The following is a 21,199-nucleotide window of genomic DNA, read 5'->3' as shown; positions in this document are numbered from 1 at the left end:
CCGCAGAACCTGCCCCCGCGGTTCCGCCACCCCCGATGGCCGTCGAACCGTTCGCGGTTGCACTGGCGCCAACGCCGCCTGTTCCACCGGTTCCGCCAGCAGTTCCGCTGCTGCCATCTCCACCCGCACCGATCGCGGTGGCCCCGTCGCCGGAAACCGTAGCCGCGCCGCCGCCGCCACTGGTCGTCCAGCCTGGCAGAGTGGGCCCTGCGTTGCCCGCGCCACCGGCCGCATAGCCCGCGGCGTGCGCGCTTCCTGCGACAAGCAAGGTCATCGCCAGCAGTTGCCTTAGCCCCCCTGCGAACCGCCGTTTTCCTCTCGGGCATTCGCGCAAGACTTCATACTCGCCATTGACGTGGATCCGGATGGACATCGACTTCTCCCTCTGTGAACAACCAAGACAAAACATGGCAAAGTGTGTCTTTTCGTTTTCATCGAGGCCATCCCCGAGAACTGGTAAATGAAGGATCTGGATCGGATGAGGAGCCGGCAGCCCGCGTCGCCCGCACAGGCATTGCTTGCCGCGTTGATGGGCGCCCTTCTTTTCTTCCTCCTTGTTTACATCCCTGCGAGGACGCTCGCGCAGCAGCCCCCTCCTCCCGAGTTCCATGTCGAGGCAGTGCGCGGCACGGGCTGGAACGAGACCAGTCCGCCGACCGACGGCTGGACGCGCGTCACGCTGCCCGACAGCTGGGCCGAACGCTGGCCCGGCTTCGACGGCGTGGTCTGGTATCGCCTCACTTGGGAGCAGCCCGAACAGCTGCGTGAAGCGGGCCTGCTGCTGCACTACCTGAACATGGCCGGCGAGGTGTCGCTCAACGGCACGACGATTTCGCGCGACCAGAGCCTGGTCGAGCCGCTCACCCGCGCCTGGAACACGCCGCGCTACTGGCTGCTGGTGCCGCCGTTGCTGAAACCCGGCAGCACCAACACGCTGCTGGTGCGCGTGTCGGGCCTCTTCGCCTACCAGGCAGGGCTGGGGCCGGTGAGCCTGGGCACGCCGGCCGCGACGCAGGCCGAGTTCGACAGCGAACGCCTGGTGCGCCGCGACCTGCAGGTGCTGGGCCTCGCGGTGAGCGCCGCCGTGTCGGCCTTCTTCGCCGCGCTGTGGCTGCTGCGGCGCAAGGAAGGCGCCTACGGCTGGTTCGCCCTGATGAACATGCTGTGGCTGCTGTTCGGCTACAACCAGATCGCCACCAGCCCCTGGCCCTTTGCGAGCAACCACGCATGGCAGGCGCTGAACATCTCGGTGCTGCTGGTCTTCAGCGTGTCCTACCTCGTCTTCGCGCTGCGCTTCTGCGCGCGGCGCATGCCCTGGCTGGAGGGTGCGGCCTTGGTGATCGCGGTCGCCGGCGTGCTCGACCTGTGGCTGGCGCCCGTTTCCGATCTGATCGCGCATCGCGCCATCTGGATGTCGGCAGGAACGCTCATGAGCATCGCCGTGAACTGCGCCTCGATCGTTCACGCCGCGCGCCATCGCGACAGCCCCATGCGCTCGCTGACGCCCTTCATGGCGGTATCGGCGGCCGCGGCCACGCACGACCTGCTGGCGTTCACCCAGTTGATCGACGCCACCATCTACTACACGGCCATCTCGTCCTACGGGCTGCTGCTGGGCATGGCGCTGACGCTGGCCGCGCGCTTCGTGAGCAGCCTCAAGCGCATCGAGAACTTCAACACCGAGCTGATCGAGGAAGTGAACGCGGCCAAGGCCGAACTGGCCGCCACGCTGGCGCAGCAGCATGCGCTGGAGCTGGCCCATGCGCGCATCGGCGAGCGCGTGAACCTGGTGAGCGACCTGCACGACGGGCTGGGCGGCATGCTGGTGGGCAGCATCGCGACACTGGAGCGCAAGCCCGGGAACCTCGGCGCGCCCGAGCTGCTGGCGATGCTCAAGCGCCTGCGCGACGACCTGCGGCTCATCATCGACGCCACCGGCCGCGACGACGGCGCCCGCGCCCTGGGCGAGTTGCTGGCGCCGATGCGCCACCGCAGCGCGCAGTTGCTGGACGCCAACGGCATCGACTGCCGCTGGCAGGTGTCGGGCATCGACACGCTGGAGCTGCCGCCCTCGCAGAGCCTGGACCTGATGCGCTTCCTGCAGGAGGCGCTGACCAACGTGCTCAAGCACAGCGCGAGCCGCCGGGTGGACGTGACGGTGGCGCGCGATGGCGCCGATCTGCGGCTCAGCGTGCGCGACGACGGGCGCGGCTTCGAGGTCGAGGGCCAGACGGCCGGCGCGGGCCTGCGCAATCTGCGCACGCGGGCGCGCCGGCTGGGCGCGGAGCTGCTGCTGCAGTCGCGCCCGGGCGAAACGCAAGTCGCGCTGCGAATGCCGCTGGCAGTCTGATCAGAGCTCCAGCACCAGCCGCCCTTCGCAGGCGCGCGAGCAGCAGGCCATCATCTTGGTGTTGGCGTCGCGCTCCACCCGCGTGAGCACCACGTCACGGTGATCGACCTTGCCGGAGAGCACGCGCACCTCGCAGGAGCCGCACAGGCCTTCCTCGCAATCGCTCTGCACGTCGACGTTCGCAGCGCGCAGCGCGGTCAGCAGAGTCTGGTCGGGCGGCACCGTGAGGACGAGGCCGGAATCCTTCAGCTCCACCTCGAAGGCATGTTCCTTCGACGGATCGAGCGTGGCCAGCGTGGATTCGAAATGCTCCACGCGCAGCGCTCCCTCGGGCCAGGCGGCGCAGCAGTCTTCCAGCGCCTCGAGCATGCGCAGCGGGCCGCAGGCATACACCTGCGCGCCGGGCACCGGCTGCGCGAGCAGCGCCTGCAGGTCGTTGCGCCGGCCCTCACCGGCAATGTGCAGGTGCAGCCGCTCGCCATGCAGCGCGGCCAACTCGTCGACGAAGGCCATGCTGCTGCGGCTGCGGCCGCTGTAGTGCAGCTCGTAGTCCATGCCCAGCGCCTTCGCGCGCCGCGCCATCGCACTCACCGGCGTGATGCCGATGCCGCCGGCGATGAAGATCGCCTTCTTCAGCGACTCGTCGAGCCTGAAGTGGTTGCGCGGGCCGCGAATGCGCAGCCGGTCGCCCGCCTTCACGCTGCCATGCACCCAGGCCGAGCCGCCGCGCCCCTCGGGCTCGTGCAGCACGGCGATCTCGAAGGCGCCCGCGTCGTCCGGGTCGCCGCACAGCGAGTACTGGCGCGACAGCTCGGGCGTGCCGCATTCCACGTCGATGTGTGAACCCGCCGTCCAGCGCGGCAGCGGCTTGCCGTCGGGTGACACGAGGCGCAGCCTGACGATGCCGTCGGCCACGGGAGTCACGGCCTGCACCACCACGGGCCGCGCGATGGCGTGCGCCGAAGGCTCGCCGATGCGCACCGGCACGCGCACGTCGCGCAGGCCGGGGTCCGCGCGCTCGGGGTTGGCGGCCGGGTCCCATTCCACCCACAGGTGCTCGGGGCCGCGGAAGGAGGTGTTCGGCACGTAGGTGAAGCGCTGCTCGGAAAGCCGCATGTGCGGCAGACGGCGCGTGAACTCCTCCAGGAAGATCTGCATCTCCATGCGCGCCAGGTTCTTGCCCATGCACTGGTGAGAGCCGTAGCCGAAGGTGAGATGGTCGCTGGCGTTGTCGCGGCGGATGTCGAACAGGTCGGCATCGGAAAAATGCCCCTCGTCGTGGTTGGCCGAAGAGGTGACGATCAGCAGGCGCGAGCCCGCCGGCAGGTCGACGCCGCCGACCTGAGTGTCTTTCGTGACCATGCGGCGCCACGCGGCCACCGAGCCGTTGTGGCGCAGGCACTCTTCCACCGCGTTGGGAATGAGCCCCGGGTCCTCGCACAGCTCGCGCCACACCTGCGGGTGCTGCAGCAGCAGCTTCACCGCGTTGGCGGTGGCGTTGGCGGTGGTCTCGTGCGCGGCGACGATGCCGGCCATCATCATCGAGTGCAGGTACGAGTCGGTCACCACCTCGGGGTGCTGCATCTGCTTGCGGATGCCGTACTGCATCCAGCCGGGCGCGTCGGGGTCTTGCCGCATCTTGGCCAGCACCTTGCCGGCGTACTGCCAGAAGTTGCCCACCGCGTGCGCCACGGCCACCTGCTCCTCGGGCTTCGGACGGCCCCAGGTGTTGACGGTGTGCGCGATGGAGTACTTGCGCAGCGTGTCCATGTCTTCCTCGGGCACGCCGAGGAAGTGCAGCGCTACCGTGAGCGGGATTTCCCACAGCATCTGGTCGACGAGGTCGGCGCGGCCGTCGTCGATGAAGCGGTCGACGTACTCGCGCGCCAGCTCGCGCACCATGGGCTCGTGGTGCTTCAGCGCCTCGGGCGTGAACGGGTCCATCAGCGCGCGGCGGCGCGGCATGTGGGCGGGCTCGTCCTCGTTCACCAGCGTGCGGTTGAGCGCGAAGCCGTAGGAGGCCAGCACCGCGTTGGCCTCCTCGCCGGTGGGCGTGATCTTCTCGAGCGCGATCGAGGGGCTGAAGGTGATGTTGTCGCGGAACACCGCCTTGATGTCCTCGTAGCGCGTGAGCACCCAGTAGCCCAGCTCGGGGCTGTAGAAGATGGGCTCCTGCTCGCGCGCCCAGCGCACGTACTCGGGCGGGTCCTGCTGGTAGCCGTCCTCGAAGGGGTCGAAGCCGGCGGCGCGCTGGCTCACCGGGCAGCCGGTGGGCGTGCGCTCGGAGGACAGCGCCCCGTGCGCGACGGGGCAGCCGGAGGTGCGCGAGGACGTGACGGTATCGAACATGGCGGGCAGCTTCAGTCGAGGGTGATCTTCAGGTCGCGGATGAGCTTGTGCCAGCGCACCGTCTCGTTCTTCAGCAGCTCGGCGTACTGCGCGGGCGTGTTGCCCACCGGCTCCACGCCGAAGTCGACCATGCGCGTGCGCACCGAGGGCTCGTTGATGGCCGCGACCAGCTGGCGGTTGAGCGTGTTCACCACATCGGCCGGCGTGGCCGAGGGCACCACCACGCCGACCAGCGCGGCGGCCTCGACGTTCTTGTAGCCCAGCTCGGCGAAGGTGGGCACGTCGGGCAGCTGCGGCAGGCGCGTGGGGTTGGCCACGGCCAGGGCCTTCACCTTGCCGCCCTTGATGAAGCCGGAGCCCGCGGCCAGGTCGACCATCATGGCCGGCAGTTGCCCGCCGACCACGTCGGCCAGCGCGGGCGCCGCGCCGCGGTACGGCACATGCACCATGAAGAGCTTGGCTTCCACCTTCAGCAGCTCCATGGCCAGGTGGTGCGGGCTGCCCGCGCCGGCCGAGGCGTAGTTGATGCCGCCGGGCTTGGCCCGGGCCTGGGCGATGAAGTCCTTGGCCGAACTGAAGCCCGAGTTCGCGCCGACGACCAGGATCATCGGGAACTTGCCCATCAGCGTGACGGGCGCCAGGTCTTTCGTGGGGCTGTAGCTCAGCGACTTGTAGAGCGCGGGGTTGAACACCAGCGTGCCGTTGTCGGCCGAGAGGATGGTGTAGCCGTCGGCCGCCGCGCGCGCGGTTTCGGAAGCAGCCAGCGCGGTGTTGCCACCCGGCTTGTTGTCCACCAGCACCGGCTGCGCGACCTGGGTGGACAACGTCTGCGCCACCGTGCGCGCAAGAAAGTCGGAACCGCCGCCGGCCGCGTAGGGAACGATCCAGCGGATCGGCTTGGCGGGAAAGGCCTGCTGTGCGCCGGCGCTGGCAGCGACGGCAGCCAGGGAAAGAACCGCGAGGCAGCGGGCGAAGTGCTTCTTCATAAGGGTGTCTCCGTACTGGATTTTGTGTATTGCGTAATTATCATACGCATAGCGTAATTCACGGATCGCGGGTTTACCCGACCCCATCGCGCGAGCACCTAACATCCAGCCGTCATGACGCAGTCCACGGAATCCGAGCCCTCCTCTCCTCCCACCCGCGAACGCCGCCAGCGCGTGCAGTCCGCCGAGACCGGCATGTCCGTGCTCAAGGGGCTGGCGCACCTGGGCGGGCGCAGCAGCCTGACCGCGCTGTCGGCGCACGTCGCCGAGAGCCCCGCCAAGGTGCACCGCTACCTCGCGAGCCTGATGGAAGCGGGCCTCGTGCTGCAGGACGCCGCCTCGCAGCACTACTACCTGGGCACCGAAGCCATCCAGATCGGGCTGGCCGCCATGCGCCAGGCCGATCCGATCCGGGCGGCCGAGCCCTGCCTGATCCGCCTGCGCGAATCGCTGGAGGTGACCTGCTTCGTGGCGGTGATGGGAAACAAGGGCCCGACCATCGTGCGCTTCGAGGAGCCGGGACTGCCTGTGACGGTGAATGTGCGCGCCGGCTCGGTGATGTCGATGCTGTGGTCGGCCACCGGCCGGGCCTTCCTGGGGCTGCTCGACGAGTCGCGCGTGCTGGCGCTGGCCGAGCAGGAGCTGGCCGATGCCACGCCGGAGATGCGCGCCCTGCTCGACGCGAAAGACCCGATCGGCCAGCTGCGCCACGAGGTGCGGCAGGCGCGCTGCGCGAGCGTCAGGGACACCTACCTGCGCGGCATCAGCGCCGTGGCGGCGCCGGTGTACGACTATGCGGGGAGGGTCTGCGCCGTGATCACCGCGCTGGGCGCCACGGGGGGCTTCGACCCGTCCATCGATGGGCCCATCGCCGCGGCGGTGCGGCAGGAAGCCAGGGCCGCAAGCGCCCTGCTGGGCGCCTCGGCCTGAGGAATCAAGTCCGGATCAGTCCGCCCAGACCACCGTGCCGGTCCACGCAGTGGCCAGCACCACGATGCCGAAGGCGATGCGGTACCAGGCGAACGGAATGAAGTTGTGGGTGCTGATGTACTTCAGCAGCCAGCGCACGCACAACCATGCGCTGATGAACGAGAACACCAGCCCCACCGCGAACAGCGGGAGGTCGGCCACCGACAGCAGCGCGCGCTCCTTGTAGAGGCTGTACACGCCGGCACCGATCAGCGTCGGAATGGCCAGGAAGAACGAGAAATCTGTCGCCGCCTGCCGCGACAGCCCCAGCAGCATGCCGCCGATGATGGTCGAGCCGCTGCGGCTGGTGCCGGGGATCATCGCGAAGCACTGCACCAGGCCGACCTTGAGTGCGTCCCAGGGCGACATGTCGTCGACATGCTCCACGCGCACCGAACCCGGCGGCCGCTTCTCGGCCCAGAGGATGATGAAGCCGCCGATGATGAAGGTGCTCGCCACCACGGTCGGGATGAACAGGTGCGCCTTGATGGCCTTGCCGAACAGCAGGCCCAGCACCACCGCGGGCAGGAAGCCGATGAAGATGTTCAGCGCCAGGCGCTGCGCCTTCGGCTGCCGGGGCAGCGCGACGACGGTCGACTTGATCTTGTGCCAGTAGACCAGGATCACCGCGAAGATCGCGCCGGTCTGGATGGCGATGTCGAAGACCTTGGCCTTGTCGTCGTCGAAACCGAGCAGCGAGCCCGCAAGAATCAGGTGGCCGGTCGACGAGATCGGCAGGAATTCGGTCAGCCCTTCGACGATGCCCATCACGGCGGCCTTGACCAGCAAAACAATGTCCACGCGCACTCCTTTGAAGAGCGGCCATTATCGCGAGGGAGCAGTCAGGCGCCATTCAGGCTCCCCTGTTCGGGTGATGTTCAGACCCGGTGCATTGGCACACAGTCGGGCATGTTCGGGCATGTGTGGCGCCCGAAGGAGCCTTGACCCAATGCGAACGTTCACGCCCAACGACGGGCTCGAAGAACACGCCTCGACCGCCGACGACCACGGCGAAGACCGCCGGAAGAACGCGCAGGATCTCGAGCGCGAGCAGCGCGCCTCGATGCGGCGGGTGGCCGAGGCCACCGGCGCATCGGCCAGCGAGCTGCAGCAGCTGATGCAGCGGCTGCTCGACATCGACCGCTCGGGCACGAGTGTCGGCATCGTGGCGCAGGGCCATATCGCCGCCGACCGCATGCAATCGGGCATGCCGGTGCTGGACCTCGGCGGCGGCAACATGGCCGAACAGCAGGTCGACGCCATGCAGAGCATCGATTTCCGGCTGCTCGAAACGCTGGACCCGGCGCACGACAAGAAGTGGTACGCCCGCTGGAAGTTCTGGAGCTTCATCCTCGGTGCGGCCGGCCCCGAGGCCGCGCTCACGCTGCAGGGCCTGGCGCTGCGCCCCACCGAGCCCGGCGATGCGCACGCCGACCTGGTGGCCAAGGCGCGCAAGGTGCTGGAAAGCTGGCGCCGCACCTCCGAGCCGCTGTTCTGGGCAGCCGTCGAGTGCTACGTGCGGCAGCAGTCGTTCTCGCTCGAAACGCAGGCCTACCTGATGCACTGCATCGCCGCCGTGTTCGCGGGCACCCCGATGAAGCTGTCGAACGCGCAGAGCGAGCAGCTCGCGGGCGTGCTCATCGACACCTATTGCGATGCGCTGGGCACCTCGGCGTGCATGCCCTCGGCGGGCATCTACCGGCGGCTGTCGCAAGGCCTGGACGCAACCGACCGCGAAACCGGCATACCCCGCTACCTGGGGCGCAGCGACGCGGCGCAGATCGCGATGACGGCGCTGTTCTCGGTCATCGAAGGCTCGCGCTCACGCTGACCCGGGCCCGATGCGCCGGCGCAGTGCGCGCACTGCGCTGTCGACCGTGGTCAGCACCGGCAGGCCGCTGGCCGTTTCGCAGGCGGCGCGCGCGCGCGCCATGCTGAACTGGGCCAAGGCAATGCGCGTGCAGCCGCGCTTGCTCAGGGCCACGGCCTGCGCGGCGATCAGGGCGTCGTGCTGCTGCGTGTCGCCGGCATTCAATGCGTCGAGCGCGCCTTCGGCCAGCGCGGGTTCGATTGCCGTACCCCGCGGAAACTCGGGCGGCATGGAGGCCAGCGTCGGCGCGAAGGTGGCGATCAGCCCGAGCCGCCCCTGCCCTTGCGCCACCTCGTCGATCATGGCTTCGTTGGGCTTGAGCACCGGAATGCCCACATGGCGCCGCGCCACCGCCTCGATGCACGGCCCGAAGGCCGAGCAGGTGAAGAGAATGCCCTGCGCGCCCGTGTCGACCGCGTACTGCGCGAGCCGCTGGAAGCGCTCGTGCATGGCGCCGTCGAGCCCCTTGCTGCCGTTGCGCGCGAGGTCGGCCGACAGGCTGTCGTCGAGCAGGTTCATGCGCCGAGCCTCGGGCCAGTCGCGCGCGAAGGCGTCGTTGATGGGCGCGACCGAGTGCGACAGGGCGTGGATCAGGGCAATGCGAGTCATGGGATGATGGGGTTCAGATGCCCTTCGACGAGGGGTTCGCGAAGGCGTCCTTCGTCTCGGCGTTGAGCGGGTAGTTGATGTTGATGCCCTTCGGCGGGATGGGCGACATGAACCACTTGGCATAGAGCTTTTCCATCTCGCCTGACTTCATCATGCCCGACACCACGCGGTCGACCAGCGCCTTGAAGGCCGGGTCGTCCTTGCGAAACATCAGCGACTGGTTCTCGGTGCGAAGGCTCTCGCCGGTGATGAGGAAGTCCTTCGGGTTGCGCGCATTCGCGATCTGCCCGGCCAGCAGGACGTCGTCGAGCACGAAGGCCTGGGCGCGGCCGCTTTCCACCAGCAGGAAGGAGTCGCTGTGGTCCTTGCCCGCGAGGTTGGTCACGTCGAGGCTGCGGCCCCGGTCGGCCTCGCGCAGCAGGCGGAACGAGGTGGTGCCGGTGGTGGTGGCCACGGTCTTGCCCTGCAGGTCGGCGATGCCCTTGATGCCCGAATCGGCCTTCACCAGCATGCGCACGTTGTAGCGGAAGATGTCCGGCGAGAACGCCACCTGCTTCTGGCGCTCGACCAGGTTGGTGGTGGAGCCGCACTCGATGTCGACCGTGCCGTTCTGCACCAGCGGCATGCGGTTGGCGGAGGTGACAGCCTGGTACTTGATCTCGATGGCGGGCAGCTTCAGCTCGGCCTTCACCGCCTCGACGATGCGGTTGCAGATCTCGATGCTGTAGCCCACCGGCTTGAGGTTGCCGTCGAGGTACGAGAAGCCGAACGACGACTCGCGGTAGCCGAAGGTGATGGCGCCGCTGGCCTTGATCTTGGCAAGCGTGTCGTTGTCCTGGGCCTGTGCGGCCGTGAGCGGCATGAGGGCCGCGAAGAGCACCGCGAGCGCGGTGGCACCGAAGGGAAACGGCAGACGAAGCTTGGGCATGGAACGCTCCTCGGAACGACGGTTGAAGGAAAAGGGAACTGAAAAAGTGGTGCTCAGCGCGCAGCTGCCGCAGCGGCGCGCGTGACAGCGTCGATGGAGGCCGCGAGCCGCGCGGCGATCTCCTGCAGGTCCTGCCGCGTGGCGATGAAGGGCGGTGCCAGCAGCACGTGGTCGCCCTGCCGGCCATCGACCGTGCCGCCGAAGGGGTAGCACAGCAGGCCACGCGCCATGGCGTCCTTCTTGACGGTGGCGTTGAGCTTCAGCGCCGGATCGAACGGCGCCTTGCTCGCGCGATCGGCCACCAACTCGATGCCCCAGAAGAAGCCGCGGCCACGGATGTCGCCCACGTGCGGGTGCGCGCCCAGCGCCTCGGCCAGCATCGCGCCGAACGCAATGCCGTCTTCGCGCACCTTGGCCACCAGCCCGTCGCGCCGGATCACCCGCTGCACCGCGAGCGCGGCGGCACAGGCCATCGGATGGCCGAGGTAGGTGTGGCCGTGCTGGAAGAAGCCGCTGCCCTTCGACATGGCATCGACGATGCTGCGCTGCGCCAGCACCGCGCCGATGGGCTGGTAGCCGCCGCCCAAGCCCTTGGCAACGGTCATCAGGTCGGGCACCACGCCCTCCTGCTCGCAGGCGTGCAGCGAGCCGGTGCGGCCCATGCCGCACATCACCTCGTCGAGGATCAGCAGCACGCCGTACTTGTCGCACACCGCGCGCACCGCCTTGAAGTAGCCCGGCACGGGCGTGAGCACGCCGGCCGTGGCACCGCCGACGGTCTCGGCCACGAAGGCGATCACCCGGTCGGCACCCTGCGCGAGAATGGCCGCCTCGAGTTCGGCCGCGAGGCGCAGGCCGTACTGTTCGGCGCTTTCGTCGGCGCGCTGCTCGCGGTACGGATAGCACGGCGCCACATGCGTGGCCGGCACGAGAATCGGCGCGAAGGGCTCGCGCCGCCACGCGTTGCCGCCCACCGCCAGCGCGCCGAGCGTATTGCCGTGATAGCTCTGGCGGCGCGCGATGAAGTGCGTGCGCTGCGGCTGGCCAATTTCGACGAAGTATTGCCGCGCCATCTTCAGCGCCGACTCCACCGCCTCCGAACCGCCGCTCACCAGGTAGACGTGGCTCATGCCTTCGGGAGCGGAGCCGATCATCTCGTCGGCCAGCTGTTCGGCCACCTCGCTCGTGAAGAAGCTGGTGTGCGCATAGGCCAGCTTGTCGAGCTGGGCGTGCATGGCGGCCAGCACCTCGGGGTGCGCATGGCCCAGCGACGACACCGCAGCGCCGCCCGAAGCGTCGAGGTATTCGCGGCCTTCGGCGTCACGGATGAACATGCCGTGGGAGCCGGCGGCTACGGGCGGGGTCTGGCGAAGGTGGCGGTGGAAGACGTGCGTCATGGTGTTTCGGATGCTTGGAACCAACGTTTCGCCCGGATTATTGTTTGGAACATTTGTTCCGTCAACTGTTCCCATCTTCCACCTCCGGTACATTTGTTCCAACCGCAGCCGAAGAGAGATAGAACCATGAGCGCCGCCGCGGGGCCGCCCCAAGCAAGCGCGCACCGCGGTGCGAAGCACGGAGGTCATCCAATGAACACCAGAGAGCAGATCCGCCAGCGTTTCAACGAACTGAGCCCCGCACTGCAGCAGGTGGCGCGCTACGTGCTCGACCATCCGAACGAGGTGGTCACGGGCTCGATGCGCAACGTCGGCACGCGTTCGCAGAGCACGCCTGCCACGCTCGTGCGGTTCGCCCAGCATCTGGGTTTCGGAGGCTGGCCGCAGCTCAAGGAAGCATTTGCCGCCGACATGGGCCTGGGCTCCGAAACCTACGGCGGGCGCGCCAAGCAGCTCGTCGGCCGCGCGAAAGACCAGACGCTGACCGGCGAAATGTTCGAGGTGCAGCGCCGCAACCTCGAGGCCACCCACCAGCAAAGCGAGCAGGCGCTGCAGAAGGCCTGCGTGCTGATCGAGAAGGCGCCGGCCGTGCACGCCGCGGGTTTCAGGGCGTGCTTTCCGATCGCCTTTTCATTCGTCTACGTGTACCGGCTCTTCCGCGCCAGCGTGCACCTGGTCGACGGCCAGGGCGGCTCGCTGGAGATGCAGCAGCGCGCTTTCGCCAAGGGCGACGCGCTGGTGGTGGCGAGCTTTGCGCCCTACTCGCGCGAGGCGCTGCAGGTGGCGCAGGCGGCCCGGGCGGCGGGCTGCCGCATCGTTGCCATCACCGACAGTGCGGCCTCGCCGCTGTCGCTGCTGGCGGACGAGACCCTGCTCTTCACGATCAACAGCCCCTCGTTCTTCCCCTCGGTCGCGGCCGGGGTGGCGGTAACGGAAGCGCTGGTCGAACTGCTGGCCAGCCGCGCCGGCAAGCCCGTGATCCGGCGCATCGACCAGGCGGAGGCGCAACTGTTCGAATCGGGGGCCTACCTCACGGCCCCGGCGGCGCGGGGCAGCTAGCTTCCTCCAGCGGAACCCTGCCCGCAATGGTGTATCCAACCGTTGTCGCGGCGCCTTGTCGCGACAGGAGGTAATGACCATGAAGCAAGTGAAGCATTGGCAAGACCCTGTCAACGCCGTCGCCGGCGCCTGGCTGATCGTCTCGCCCTGGGTTCTGGGCTTTTCGGGCACGACGGCCGCCATGTGGACGATGGTTGCGACCGGCATCCTGCTCGGCGCGGTGGCGCTCGGTGCGACCTTCGTGCCCCGGCAGTGGGAAGAATGGACCGAGGTGGGCCTGGCAGCCTGGCTCGCGGTTTCGCCCTGGGTGCTCGGTTTCCGCGGCATCGAGATGGCCATGGTCAACGCGGTGCTCGTGGCCGCGGTGATCCTGGTGCTGGCGCTGTGGGTGCTGGTGACCGACAAGGACTACCTGGGCCACACCATCGACCGTACGGCGCATTGACCGCCCGGACGTCGTGACATTGCAATCAGGCCCGGCGAAGCGCCTGCGCTGACCCTCGGGCTTGCGGATGGGCCTCGCGCCCATCCCCGGCATCGCCGCTCTACTGCGTGCGGGAAGCGGCGGGGTGCGGTGCTGCCGCATCCGCCTTGGCGTTGCCCTCCATCCACCCGGCCTGCCATCCGCCACCCATCGCCTGGATCAGCGCGACGGCGGTGTTCTGGCGATTGACCTGCAGTTGCACCAGCGTGCGCCGCGCGCTGAGCGCGGCAGCCTGTGCCGTGACCACGTCGGTGTAGCTCACCTGTGCGGCGCGGTAGCGGTTGAGCAGCTGCTGCTCGGTCTTGTCGGCCGCCGCGGATGCCTCGCGGCGCAGGCCCTCTTGCTGCGCGAGCGTTGCGCTGGCGGTGAGCTGGTCTTCCACGGCCTGGAAGGCGGTGAGCACTGTCTGGCGGTAGCGCGCCACGCTGGACTCGTAGCCGGCCTTGGCGGAATCGACATTGGCCGCAATCGCGCCCGCGTCGAATATCACCTGTGCCACCGACAGCCCGAGCCCCCACAGTGTGTTGGCCGAGCCGAACAGATCCTTCACGCGGCTTGCGTTGCTGCCCACCGAGGCCGTGAGGCCGATGTTCGGGAAGTACGCCGCGCGCGCAATGCCGATCTGCGCATTGGCCGCCGCCACCGAGCGCTCGGCCGCCGCGATGTCGGGCCGGCGCTGCAGCAGCGTGGAAGGCACGCCGAGCGGCACACCGGGCACCATGGGCGTCCATTGCGCGGCCGGCAGGCTGAAGTCGGCGGGCGCCACGCCCAGCAGCATCGCAATGGCGTGCTCGTAGGTGGAGCGCGTGCGCTGCAGGCCCACGCGCTCGGCCTTGGCGTTGACGAGCTGCGTCTGCGCCTGCAGCACATCGGTCTGCGCGGCGATGCCGGCCGCATAGCGGTTGCTCGTGATCTCGAAGGCGCGCTGATAGCCCTGGATGGTCTCGTCGAGCAGCACGATCTCGGCATCGGCCTCGCGCAGGGAAAAGTAGTTGGTCGCGAGGCTGCCAATGGCCGAGAGCCGCGCGGCCGCAAGATCGGCCTCGCTCGCCTGCGCGTTGGCCTGCGCGCTGCTCACGGCTTCGCGCAGGCGGCCCCACACATCGGGCGTCCAGCTCGCGCCGAGCGTGGCCGAGAAAGTGTTCGCCGGGCTCGACGTGCTGCTGCCGCCCACCGTGCCGGAGCGCTTGCCCGAACCGTCGAGCGACACCGACGGGAACAGTGCCGCCCGCTCGCCGCGCACCAGCGCCAGGGCCTGCGTGTAGTTGGCCACCGCCGCGGCGATGTTCTGGTTCGACACCTGCACGCGGCCAGCCAGTTCGTCGAGCGTGGGGTCAGCGAACAGCTTCCACCACTCGCCGCGGTCGAGCGCATCGGCCGGCGCGGCGGGCAGCCAGCCTTCGGCGGTTTTCTGCTCTTTCCAGTCGATGGACGCGGCGGTGGTGGGCTGCACGTAGCGCGGGCCGACGGCGCAGCCGGCGAGGGCCGCGGCGAGCGCGAGCGCCGAGAGCGAAAAGCGCGAAGTGGAAAGCAGTGCGTTCATGGCGGTGTTGTTCTCAGACGGGCGTGGCACGGCTCAATTCGTGTTCATGTTTGCTTCGGCGGCGCAGCTTGTCCAGCAACAGGTAGACCACTGGCGTCGTCAACAGGGTCAACAGCTGGCTCGCGATCAGCCCGCCGATGATGGCCACGCCCAGCGGCCGGCGCAGCTCGGCGCCCTCCCCGAAGCCGATGGCCAGCGGTAGCGCGCCCAACGCGGCTGCCAGCGTGGTCATCAGGATCGGTCGGAAGCGCAGCAGGCAGGCCTCGCGGACCGCCTCGAGCGGCGTGAGCCCGCGCGAGCGCTCCGCCTCCAGCGCAAAGTCGATGATCAGGATGGCGTTCTTCTTCACGATACCGATCAGCAGGAACACGCCGATCAGCGCAATGATCGAGAACTCCATGCGGAACATCAGCAGCGCCAGCACCGCGCCCACGCCGGCCGACGGCAGCGTCGACAGCACGGTGATCGGATGCACCAGGCTTTCATAGAGGATGCCCAGCACGATGTAGATCACGACCAGCGCCGCCAGGATCAGCATCAACTGCTGCCCCTGCGACTGCTGCGCACTGGCTGCCGTGCCGGCGAACGCGCCGCGCACGTTGGTGGGCATGGCGATGTTGGCCTCGGCCTTGGCGATGGCCTCGCGCGCGTCGCCGAGGTTCGCGCCCTCGGCAAGGTTGAACGAGATCGTGGTCGCCAACTCGCCGTCTTCATGGCTTACCGAGGTTGCGACGGATTGCTCCTCGAACTTCGCCACCGCCGACAGCGGCACCAGGGCGGTGGGCGTGTTGCTGAGCACGTTGCCGGTCGACGCGCCGCGCAGGCCCGCGTTGGCCGAGACCGGCACCGTCGCGCTCGCGGCCGTGGCCGATGCCGCCGAACTGCCGGAGGACGACGTGGTGCCCGTCGCCGCCGCCACCTGCGTGGTCACCGTCTGCCCGCCGATCACCGAGGTCTTGGTCGCCGGCACGTACACATCGCTCAGCGAATTGGGGCTGCGCGTGTAGCGCGGCGCCCACTCCATCACCACGTGGTACTGGTTGAGCTCGGTGTAGATGGTTGCCACCTGCCGCTGGCCGAAGGCGTTGTAGAGCGCGTTGTCGATGGCGGTGGAAGTCAGGCCGAGCCGGCGCGCGCTGTCCGGGTCGACCTTGGCCACCGTCTCCACGCCGTTCTGGTCCTGGTCGGTGTCGATGTCGGTCAGCACCGGCTGCAGCTTCAGTTCGTCGGACAGCTTGACGGCCCAGGTGCGCAGGTCGGCCAGGCTGTCGCTCTTGAGCGAGTACTGGTAGGTGGAATTGCTGGCGCGGCCGCCCGAGCGCACGTCCTGCACGGGGCCGAGGAAAACGCGCAGGCCGGTCACCTCGTTGAGCTGCGGCCGCAGCCGCGCGATCACGGCCAGGCCGCTTTCCGTGCGCTGGTTGGCCGGCTTCAGGTTGACGAACATGAAGCCGCCACCCGCACGCGATCCGCCGGTGAAGCCGATCACCGTGTCAACCGCGGGGTCCTTGCGGACGATATCGATCACTTGCCGCAGCTTGTCGGCCAGCGCCTGCGACGAAATGCTCTGGTCGGCGCGCAGCCCGCCGTTGAGCTGGCCGCTGTCCTGCTGCGGAAAGAAACCCTTGGGCGCGGCGCTGAAGAGGTAGACGTTGAGCCCGACTACTGCCACCAGAATGAGCATGACGAGCGCCTTGCTGTCGAGCGCCCAGTCGAGGCTGTTCTCGTAGCGCTTGAGCACCCAGTCGTAGCTGCGCGCCGCCATGCGGCCGAGGCGTCCCTGCGGCTTGTTCTTGTCGTGCTCGCCGCCGGGCTTCAGGAGCCATGCGCACATCATCGGCGTGGTGGTGAGCGAGATGACCAGCGAGATCATTACCGCCGCCGACAGCGTGATCGCGAACTCGCGGAACAGCCGCCCCACCTGCCCGCCCATGAACAGCAGCGGAATGAACACCGCCACCAGCGACACGCTGATCGACAGCACGGTGAAGCCCACTTCCTTCGCGCCCAGCAGCGCCGCCTTCATGCGCGTCATGCCCGACTCGATGTGCCGGCTGGTGTTCTCGAGCACGACGATGGCGTCGTCCACCACGAAGCCCGTCGCCACCGTGAGCGCCATCAGGCTCAGGTTGTTGAGGCTGAAGCCCAGCAGGTACATCACCCCGAAGGTGCCGAGCAGGGCCGCCACCGTGGCCACCGCCGGCACGATGGTGGCGCGAACGCTGCGCAGGAACAGGCTGACCACCAGCACCACGAGCAGCACCGCGGCGATCAGCGTGAACTCGACCTCGCGCAACGAGGCGCGGATGGAGTTGGTGCTGTCCGACGCGACCTGCAGCGTGACGTCGGGCGGCAGTTGCGCCTGCAGTTCGGGCAGCAGCGCGCGCACGCTGTCGACGGTTTCGATGATGTTGGCCGAGGGCTGCCGCGTGATGAGGATGACGATCGCCGGCTGGCCATTGAAGAGGCCCAGCGTGCGCGTGTCTTCCACGCCGTCGAGCACCTCCGCCACGTCCTGCAGCCGCACCGCCGCGCCGTTTCGCCAGGCCACCACCATCGAGGCGTAGTCGCTGGCGCGCAGGGCCGGCGTCTGCGTGTAGATCTGGAGCTTGCGGCCTTCGCCCTGCACGATGCCCTTGGGGCGGTTGGCGTTGGAGGCCTGGATGGCGGCACGCACGTCCTCGGTGCTGATGCCGTAGCGGTTGAGCGCGAAAGGCAGCAGTTCCACGCGCACCGCGGGAAGCGAGCCGCCGCCGATCTCCACGTCGCCCACCCCATCCACCTGCGACAGTCGCTGGCTCACGATGTTCGAGACGGCGTCGTAGATCTGGCCCGGGGTCTTGGTCTTGGACGTGAGGGCCAGGATGATGACCGGCGAGGCCGCCGGGTTGGCCTTGCGGTAGGTCGGGTTGCTGCGCAGCGTGGCGGGAAGGTCCACGCGGCTGGCGTTGATGGCGGCCTGCACTTCGCGGGCCGCGCCGTCGATGTTGCGGCTCAGGTCGAACTGCAGGGTGACTCTTGAGGAGCCTACCGAGCTGGTGGACGTCATTTCGTTGACGCCTGCGATGGTGCCCAGGTGGCGCTCCAGCGGGGTTGCCACGCTGGTTGCCATCGTCTCGGGGCTTGCTCCCGGGATGGATGCTCTTACCGAGATGACCGGGTAGTCGACCTGGGGTAGCGGTGAGACGGGGAGGACGAAGAACGCGGCGATGCCTGCGAGGGCGACGCCGATGGTCAGCAGGACTGTGCCTATGGGGCGGCGGACGAAGGGCAGCGAGAGATTCATCGCTGTGCCCCCTGCTCGGGGCGCCGGCCGGGCCTCGGCCCCGGAAAGCAAACCAGGCACCAGGAGTCAGACAGCATCAAACCGCCTCCTCCTCGATCACGACCCGTCGAGAGCTCCCCCCACCCAGCCGGTCAAACGCCAGGTAGATCACAGGCGTGGTAAACAGCGTCAGCAACTGGCTGACGATCAGCCCGCCGAAGATCGCCAAGCCCAGAGGCCTGCGCAACTCGGCGCCTTCCCCAAAACTCAACATCAAAGGAATGGCAGCAAACAAGGCGGCCAGCGTCGTCATCAAGATGGGCCGGAAGCGCAGCAAGGCAGCCTGATGAATGGCTTCGCGCGCAGACTTGCCCTGGGTACGCTCCGCATCGATAGCGAAGTCGATCATCATGATCGCGTTCTTCTTCACGATGCCGATCAGCAGGATGATCCCGATGATCCCGATCACCCCCAGGTCGTTGCCCGTGATCATCAACGCGAGCAACGCACCGACCCCGGCAGAAGGCAGCGTGGACAGGATCGTCAGCGGATGCACGTAGCTCTCGTACAGCACCCCCAGCACGATGTACACGCAGACCACGGCGGCAAGAATCAGCCACAGCTGGTTCGACAGCGACCTCTCGTAGGCCCCTGAAGCGCCCAGGAAAGTCATCGTCACGCTGCCCGGCAGCCCGATCTCCTTGGCCGCCGCGCGAATCGCATCGACCGAAGCGCCAAGCGAAACCCCAGGTGCGGTATCGAAGTTCAGCGTGCTCGCCGGGTACTGCGCCACGTGCGTGATCTGCAGCGGTGCCTGCTGCTCGGTGATGTCGGCGATGGCGGACAGCGGCGTCGCAGTGCCGGAGCCCGCGATCAGGCTCAGCTGCCCGAGCGTCTGCGGCGTGTTCACCATCCCGGGCTGCGCCTCGAGGATCACGCGGTACTGGTTCGTCTCGGTGAAGATCGTCGACACGATGCGCTGGCCGAAGGCGCTGTAGAGCGCATCGTCCACCGTGCTCGCGGTGATCGACAGCCGGGCCGCCGTATCGCGGTTCACGTTCACGAAGGCGGCCAGCCCTTGCGCCCCGGCATCGCTGCTCACGTTGCGCACCTTGTCGGAGTCCTGCAGCTTCGCCACGAGCTTCTTCATCCACCCGGTGATCGTCGCGCTGTCCACGCCTTCGAGCGACACGCGGTATTCGGTCGGCCCGGTCTCGGCGTCGATGGTCAGGTCTTGCGTGGGCTGCAGGTACAGCGTGACGCCGGCCACCTGCCGCGCGCGTTCGCGCAGCCGGTCCATCACCTTCTGCTGGCTGTCGTGGCCGGACTTCAGGTTGATGAGCATGCTGCCCGTATGCAGCATGGTGTTGTTGGCGGCGTCCACGCCGACAAAGGAGCTGAGGTTCTCCACGTCGGGGTCGTCCAGAATCGCGCGGGCCGCCTGCTGCTGCAGCTGCGACATGCGGTCGAACGACACGTCCTGCGCCGCCTGGATGCGGCCCTGCAGCTGGCCGGTGTCCTGCGTGGGGAACAGGCCCTTCGGGATCGTGAGGTACAGCACCACGGTCAGCACCATGGTGAGCAAGGCGACCAGCAGCGTGAGCGGCTGGTGATCGATCACCCAATGCAGCGAACGGTCGTAGCGCAGCATCACGCCTTCGAAGAAACGCTGGGCACGCGCGCCGAAGCCCGTGCCGCCTTCTTTCTTCGGCTGGTGCTTGAGCCAGCGCGCCGACATCATCGGCACGAGCGTGAGCGAGACCACGGCCGAGATCAGGATGGTGATGGCCAGCGTCACCGCGAACTCGCGAAACAGCCGCCCCACCACGTCGCCCATGAAGAGCAGCGGGATCAGCACGGCAATAAGCGACACCGTCAGCGAGATGATGGTGAAGCCGATCTGCGTCGCGCCCTTGAAGGCCGCCTGCAGGGGCTTCTCGCCCTCCTCGATGTAGCGCGCGATGTTCTCGATCATCACGATCGCGTCGTCCACCACGAAGCCGGTGGCGATGGTCAGCGCCATCAGGCTCAGGTTGTTCAGACTGTAGCCCAGCATGTACATCAGGCCGAAGGTGCCGATGAGCGAGATGGGCACCGCGACACTGGCAATGACGGTGGCGCGCAGGCTGCCGAGAAAGGCGAAGATCACCAGCACCACCAGCACCACGGCCAGCACCAGTTCCATCTCCACGTGCTGCACCGAAGCGCGGATGCCCGCGGTGCGGTCGCTGAGCACTTCGATCTTCAGGCCCGCGGGAAAGCCGGCCTGCAGCTCGGGCAGCAGCTTCTTGATGGCGTTGACGGTGGCGATCACGTTCGCGCCCGGCTGGCGCTGCACGTTCAGGATGATGGCCGGCGTGAGCTTGCCCTCACCGGCCTCGGCGGCCCCGGGCTGGCGCCGGGCCGTCCCAAGGCAGTCGCCCCCCTGGGGGGGAGGTTGCGAAGCAACTTCGGGGGGGCACTTTGTCCCGGCCCATGCGCCGAGCTGCGTGTTCTCGGCGCTGTTGACCACCTGCGCCACGTCGACCATGCGGATCGGCGCGCCCTTCTTGTAGCTGACGATGAGGTTCTTGTAGTCCTCGACCGTGAGCAGCTGGTCGTTCGAGTTGATGGTGTAGGCGCGCTTGGGGCCGTCGAAGCTGCCCTTGGCGCCGTTCGAGTTGGCCGCGCTGATGGCGGTACGCAGCGTGTCCAGCCCGATGCCGTTGGCGGCGAGGGCCTGCGTGTTGGCCTGGATGCGCACGGCCGGGCGCTGCCCGCCGCTGAGCGACACCAGCCCGACGCCCGAGACCTGGCTGATCTTCTGTGCGAGCCGCGTGTTGACGAGGTTCTGCACCTCGGTGAGCGGCAGCGTGTCGGACGTGACGGCCAGCGTGAGCACCGGCGCATCGGCCGGATTGACCTTGGCATACACCGGCGGCGCGGGCAGGTCGGCCGGCAGCAGCGAGCCGCCGGCATTGATGGCGGCCTGCACTTCCTGCTCGGCGACGTCGAGCGTCTGGCCGAGCGAGAACTGCAGCGTGATGATCGACACACCCGCGGCGCTGGTCGAGCTCATGCGGTCGAGCCCCGACATCTGGCCGAACTGGCGCTCCAGCGGCGCGGTGACGGTGTTGCTCATCACCTCGGGGCTGCCCCCGGGGTAAAGCGTCTGCACCTGGATGGTCGGGTAGTCGACCTGCGGCAAGGCCGACAGCGGCAGGAAGCGGAACGCCACCAGGCCGGCCAGCACGATGGCGACCATCAGCAGCGAGGTCGCCACCGGCCGGAGAATGAACGGGCGTGAGGGGCTCACCGGGGGGTCTCCGCGCTGCAGCGGCTATTGCCTGTCATGGGCCGCGCCTGCCCTGTCCGCCCTCGCCGCGGCCTTCGGACATGCGCTGCCAGCGC

General features: G+C 68.3%; 14 protein-coding genes and 1 pseudogene. 5 read left to right on the top strand and 10 right to left on the bottom strand.

From position 1 onward, the window contains the following. A pseudogene (locus ACCD11_RS27000) lies at positions 1 to 373 on the bottom strand (hypothetical protein); the annotation flags it as partial. Positions 374 to 478: 105 nt separating this feature from the next. On the opposite strand from ACCD11_RS27000, the gene ACCD11_RS26995 reads away from it, so the two are divergent. Further along, positions 479 to 2,350: an ATP-binding protein gene (locus tag ACCD11_RS26995; protein ID WP_413316158.1), complete on the top strand. Its 1,872-nt coding sequence runs from the start codon at positions 479 to 481 to the stop codon at positions 2,348 to 2,350. Here ACCD11_RS26995 and ACCD11_RS26990 read toward each other — a convergent pair whose 3' ends face one another. Both ACCD11_RS26990 and ACCD11_RS26985 read right to left on the bottom strand, forming a co-directional pair. Further along, positions 2,351 to 4,699 (bottom strand): cytochrome P450/oxidoreductase, encoded by a 2,349-nt coding sequence (locus ACCD11_RS26990; protein WP_413316157.1) that lies wholly within the window; start codon positions 4,697 to 4,699, stop codon positions 2,351 to 2,353. An 11-nt stretch (positions 4,700 to 4,710) separates the two neighbouring features. Continuing rightward, complete coding sequence (locus ACCD11_RS26985) at positions 4,711 to 5,685, bottom strand: Bug family tripartite tricarboxylate transporter substrate binding protein (RefSeq protein WP_413316156.1); 975 nt, start codon at positions 5,683 to 5,685, stop codon at positions 4,711 to 4,713. 114 nt (positions 5,686 to 5,799) lie between these two features. On the opposite strand from ACCD11_RS26985, the gene ACCD11_RS26980 reads away from it, so the two are divergent. After that, on the top strand, positions 5,800 to 6,615 hold the full coding sequence (locus tag ACCD11_RS26980) for an IclR family transcriptional regulator (protein WP_413316155.1): 816 nt from the start codon (positions 5,800 to 5,802) through the stop codon (positions 6,613 to 6,615). A 15-nt stretch (positions 6,616 to 6,630) separates the two neighbouring features. Here ACCD11_RS26980 and ACCD11_RS26975 read toward each other — a convergent pair whose 3' ends face one another. Continuing rightward, positions 6,631 to 7,455: an undecaprenyl-diphosphate phosphatase gene (locus ACCD11_RS26975; RefSeq protein ID WP_413316154.1), complete on the bottom strand. Its 825-nt coding sequence runs from the start codon at positions 7,453 to 7,455 to the stop codon at positions 6,631 to 6,633. A 148-nt stretch (positions 7,456 to 7,603) separates the two neighbouring features. Here ACCD11_RS26975 and ACCD11_RS26970 point away from each other — a divergent pair, with 148 nt between their 5' ends. After that, entirely contained in the window at positions 7,604 to 8,485 is an 882-nt protein-coding gene (locus tag ACCD11_RS26970) for a hypothetical protein (RefSeq protein WP_413316153.1), read from the top strand. On the opposite strand, the gene ACCD11_RS26965 is transcribed toward ACCD11_RS26970, so the two are convergent. Genes ACCD11_RS26965 through ACCD11_RS26955 form a run of 3 tightly spaced genes read right to left on the bottom strand, consistent with a single transcriptional unit; the run spans position 8,477 to position 11,458 of the window. Continuing rightward, a complete protein-coding gene (locus ACCD11_RS26965; protein ID WP_413316152.1) occupies positions 8,477 to 9,133 on the bottom strand; it encodes an aspartate/glutamate racemase family protein in 657 nt (218 codons plus the stop codon). The genes ACCD11_RS26970 and ACCD11_RS26965 overlap by 9 nt on opposite strands. 13 nt (positions 9,134 to 9,146) lie before the next feature. Further along, a complete protein-coding gene (locus tag ACCD11_RS26960) occupies positions 9,147 to 10,061 on the bottom strand; it encodes a transporter substrate-binding domain-containing protein (RefSeq protein ID WP_413316151.1) in 915 nt (304 codons plus the stop codon). Positions 10,062 to 10,114: 53 nt separating this feature from the next. After that, a complete protein-coding gene (locus ACCD11_RS26955) occupies positions 10,115 to 11,458 on the bottom strand; it encodes an aspartate aminotransferase family protein (protein ID WP_413316150.1) in 1,344 nt (447 codons plus the stop codon). Positions 11,459 to 11,650: 192 nt separating this feature from the next. Between ACCD11_RS26955 and ACCD11_RS26950 the strand changes: the two genes are divergently transcribed. Beyond that, the gene (locus ACCD11_RS26950) at positions 11,651 to 12,517 is read left to right on the top strand and encodes a MurR/RpiR family transcriptional regulator (protein WP_007833803.1); all 867 of its coding nucleotides are present in this window, start codon (positions 11,651 to 11,653) and stop codon (positions 12,515 to 12,517) included. Between the two features lie 79 nt (positions 12,518 to 12,596). After that, the gene (locus tag ACCD11_RS26945; protein WP_007833805.1) at positions 12,597 to 12,962 is read left to right on the top strand and encodes an SPW repeat protein; all 366 of its coding nucleotides are present in this window, start codon (positions 12,597 to 12,599) and stop codon (positions 12,960 to 12,962) included. A 100-nt stretch (positions 12,963 to 13,062) separates the two neighbouring features. Here the strand turns inward: ACCD11_RS26945 and ACCD11_RS26940 are convergent, their stop codons facing one another. The 3 genes from ACCD11_RS26940 to ACCD11_RS26930 all read right to left on the bottom strand — a co-directional run bounded on the left by ACCD11_RS26940 (position 13,063) and on the right by ACCD11_RS26930 (position 21,104). Then, a complete protein-coding gene (locus tag ACCD11_RS26940; RefSeq protein ID WP_413316149.1) occupies positions 13,063 to 14,544 on the bottom strand; it encodes an efflux transporter outer membrane subunit in 1,482 nt (493 codons plus the stop codon). A gap of 13 nt (positions 14,545 to 14,557) precedes the next feature. Next, positions 14,558 to 17,830 (bottom strand): efflux RND transporter permease subunit, encoded by a 3,273-nt coding sequence (locus ACCD11_RS26935; protein WP_007833809.1) that lies wholly within the window; start codon positions 17,828 to 17,830, stop codon positions 14,558 to 14,560. A gap of 76 nt (positions 17,831 to 17,906) precedes the next feature. Next, a complete protein-coding gene (locus ACCD11_RS26930; protein WP_413316148.1) occupies positions 17,907 to 21,104 on the bottom strand; it encodes an efflux RND transporter permease subunit in 3,198 nt (1,065 codons plus the stop codon). Positions 21,105 to 21,199: the final 95 nt, after the last annotated feature.

It is taken from the genome of Variovorax sp. Varisp36, from assembly GCF_047304235.1.
Classification (GTDB): Bacteria; Pseudomonadota; Gammaproteobacteria; order Burkholderiales; family Burkholderiaceae_C; genus Variovorax.
This window is presented reverse-complemented; position numbering and strand designations above follow the sequence as displayed.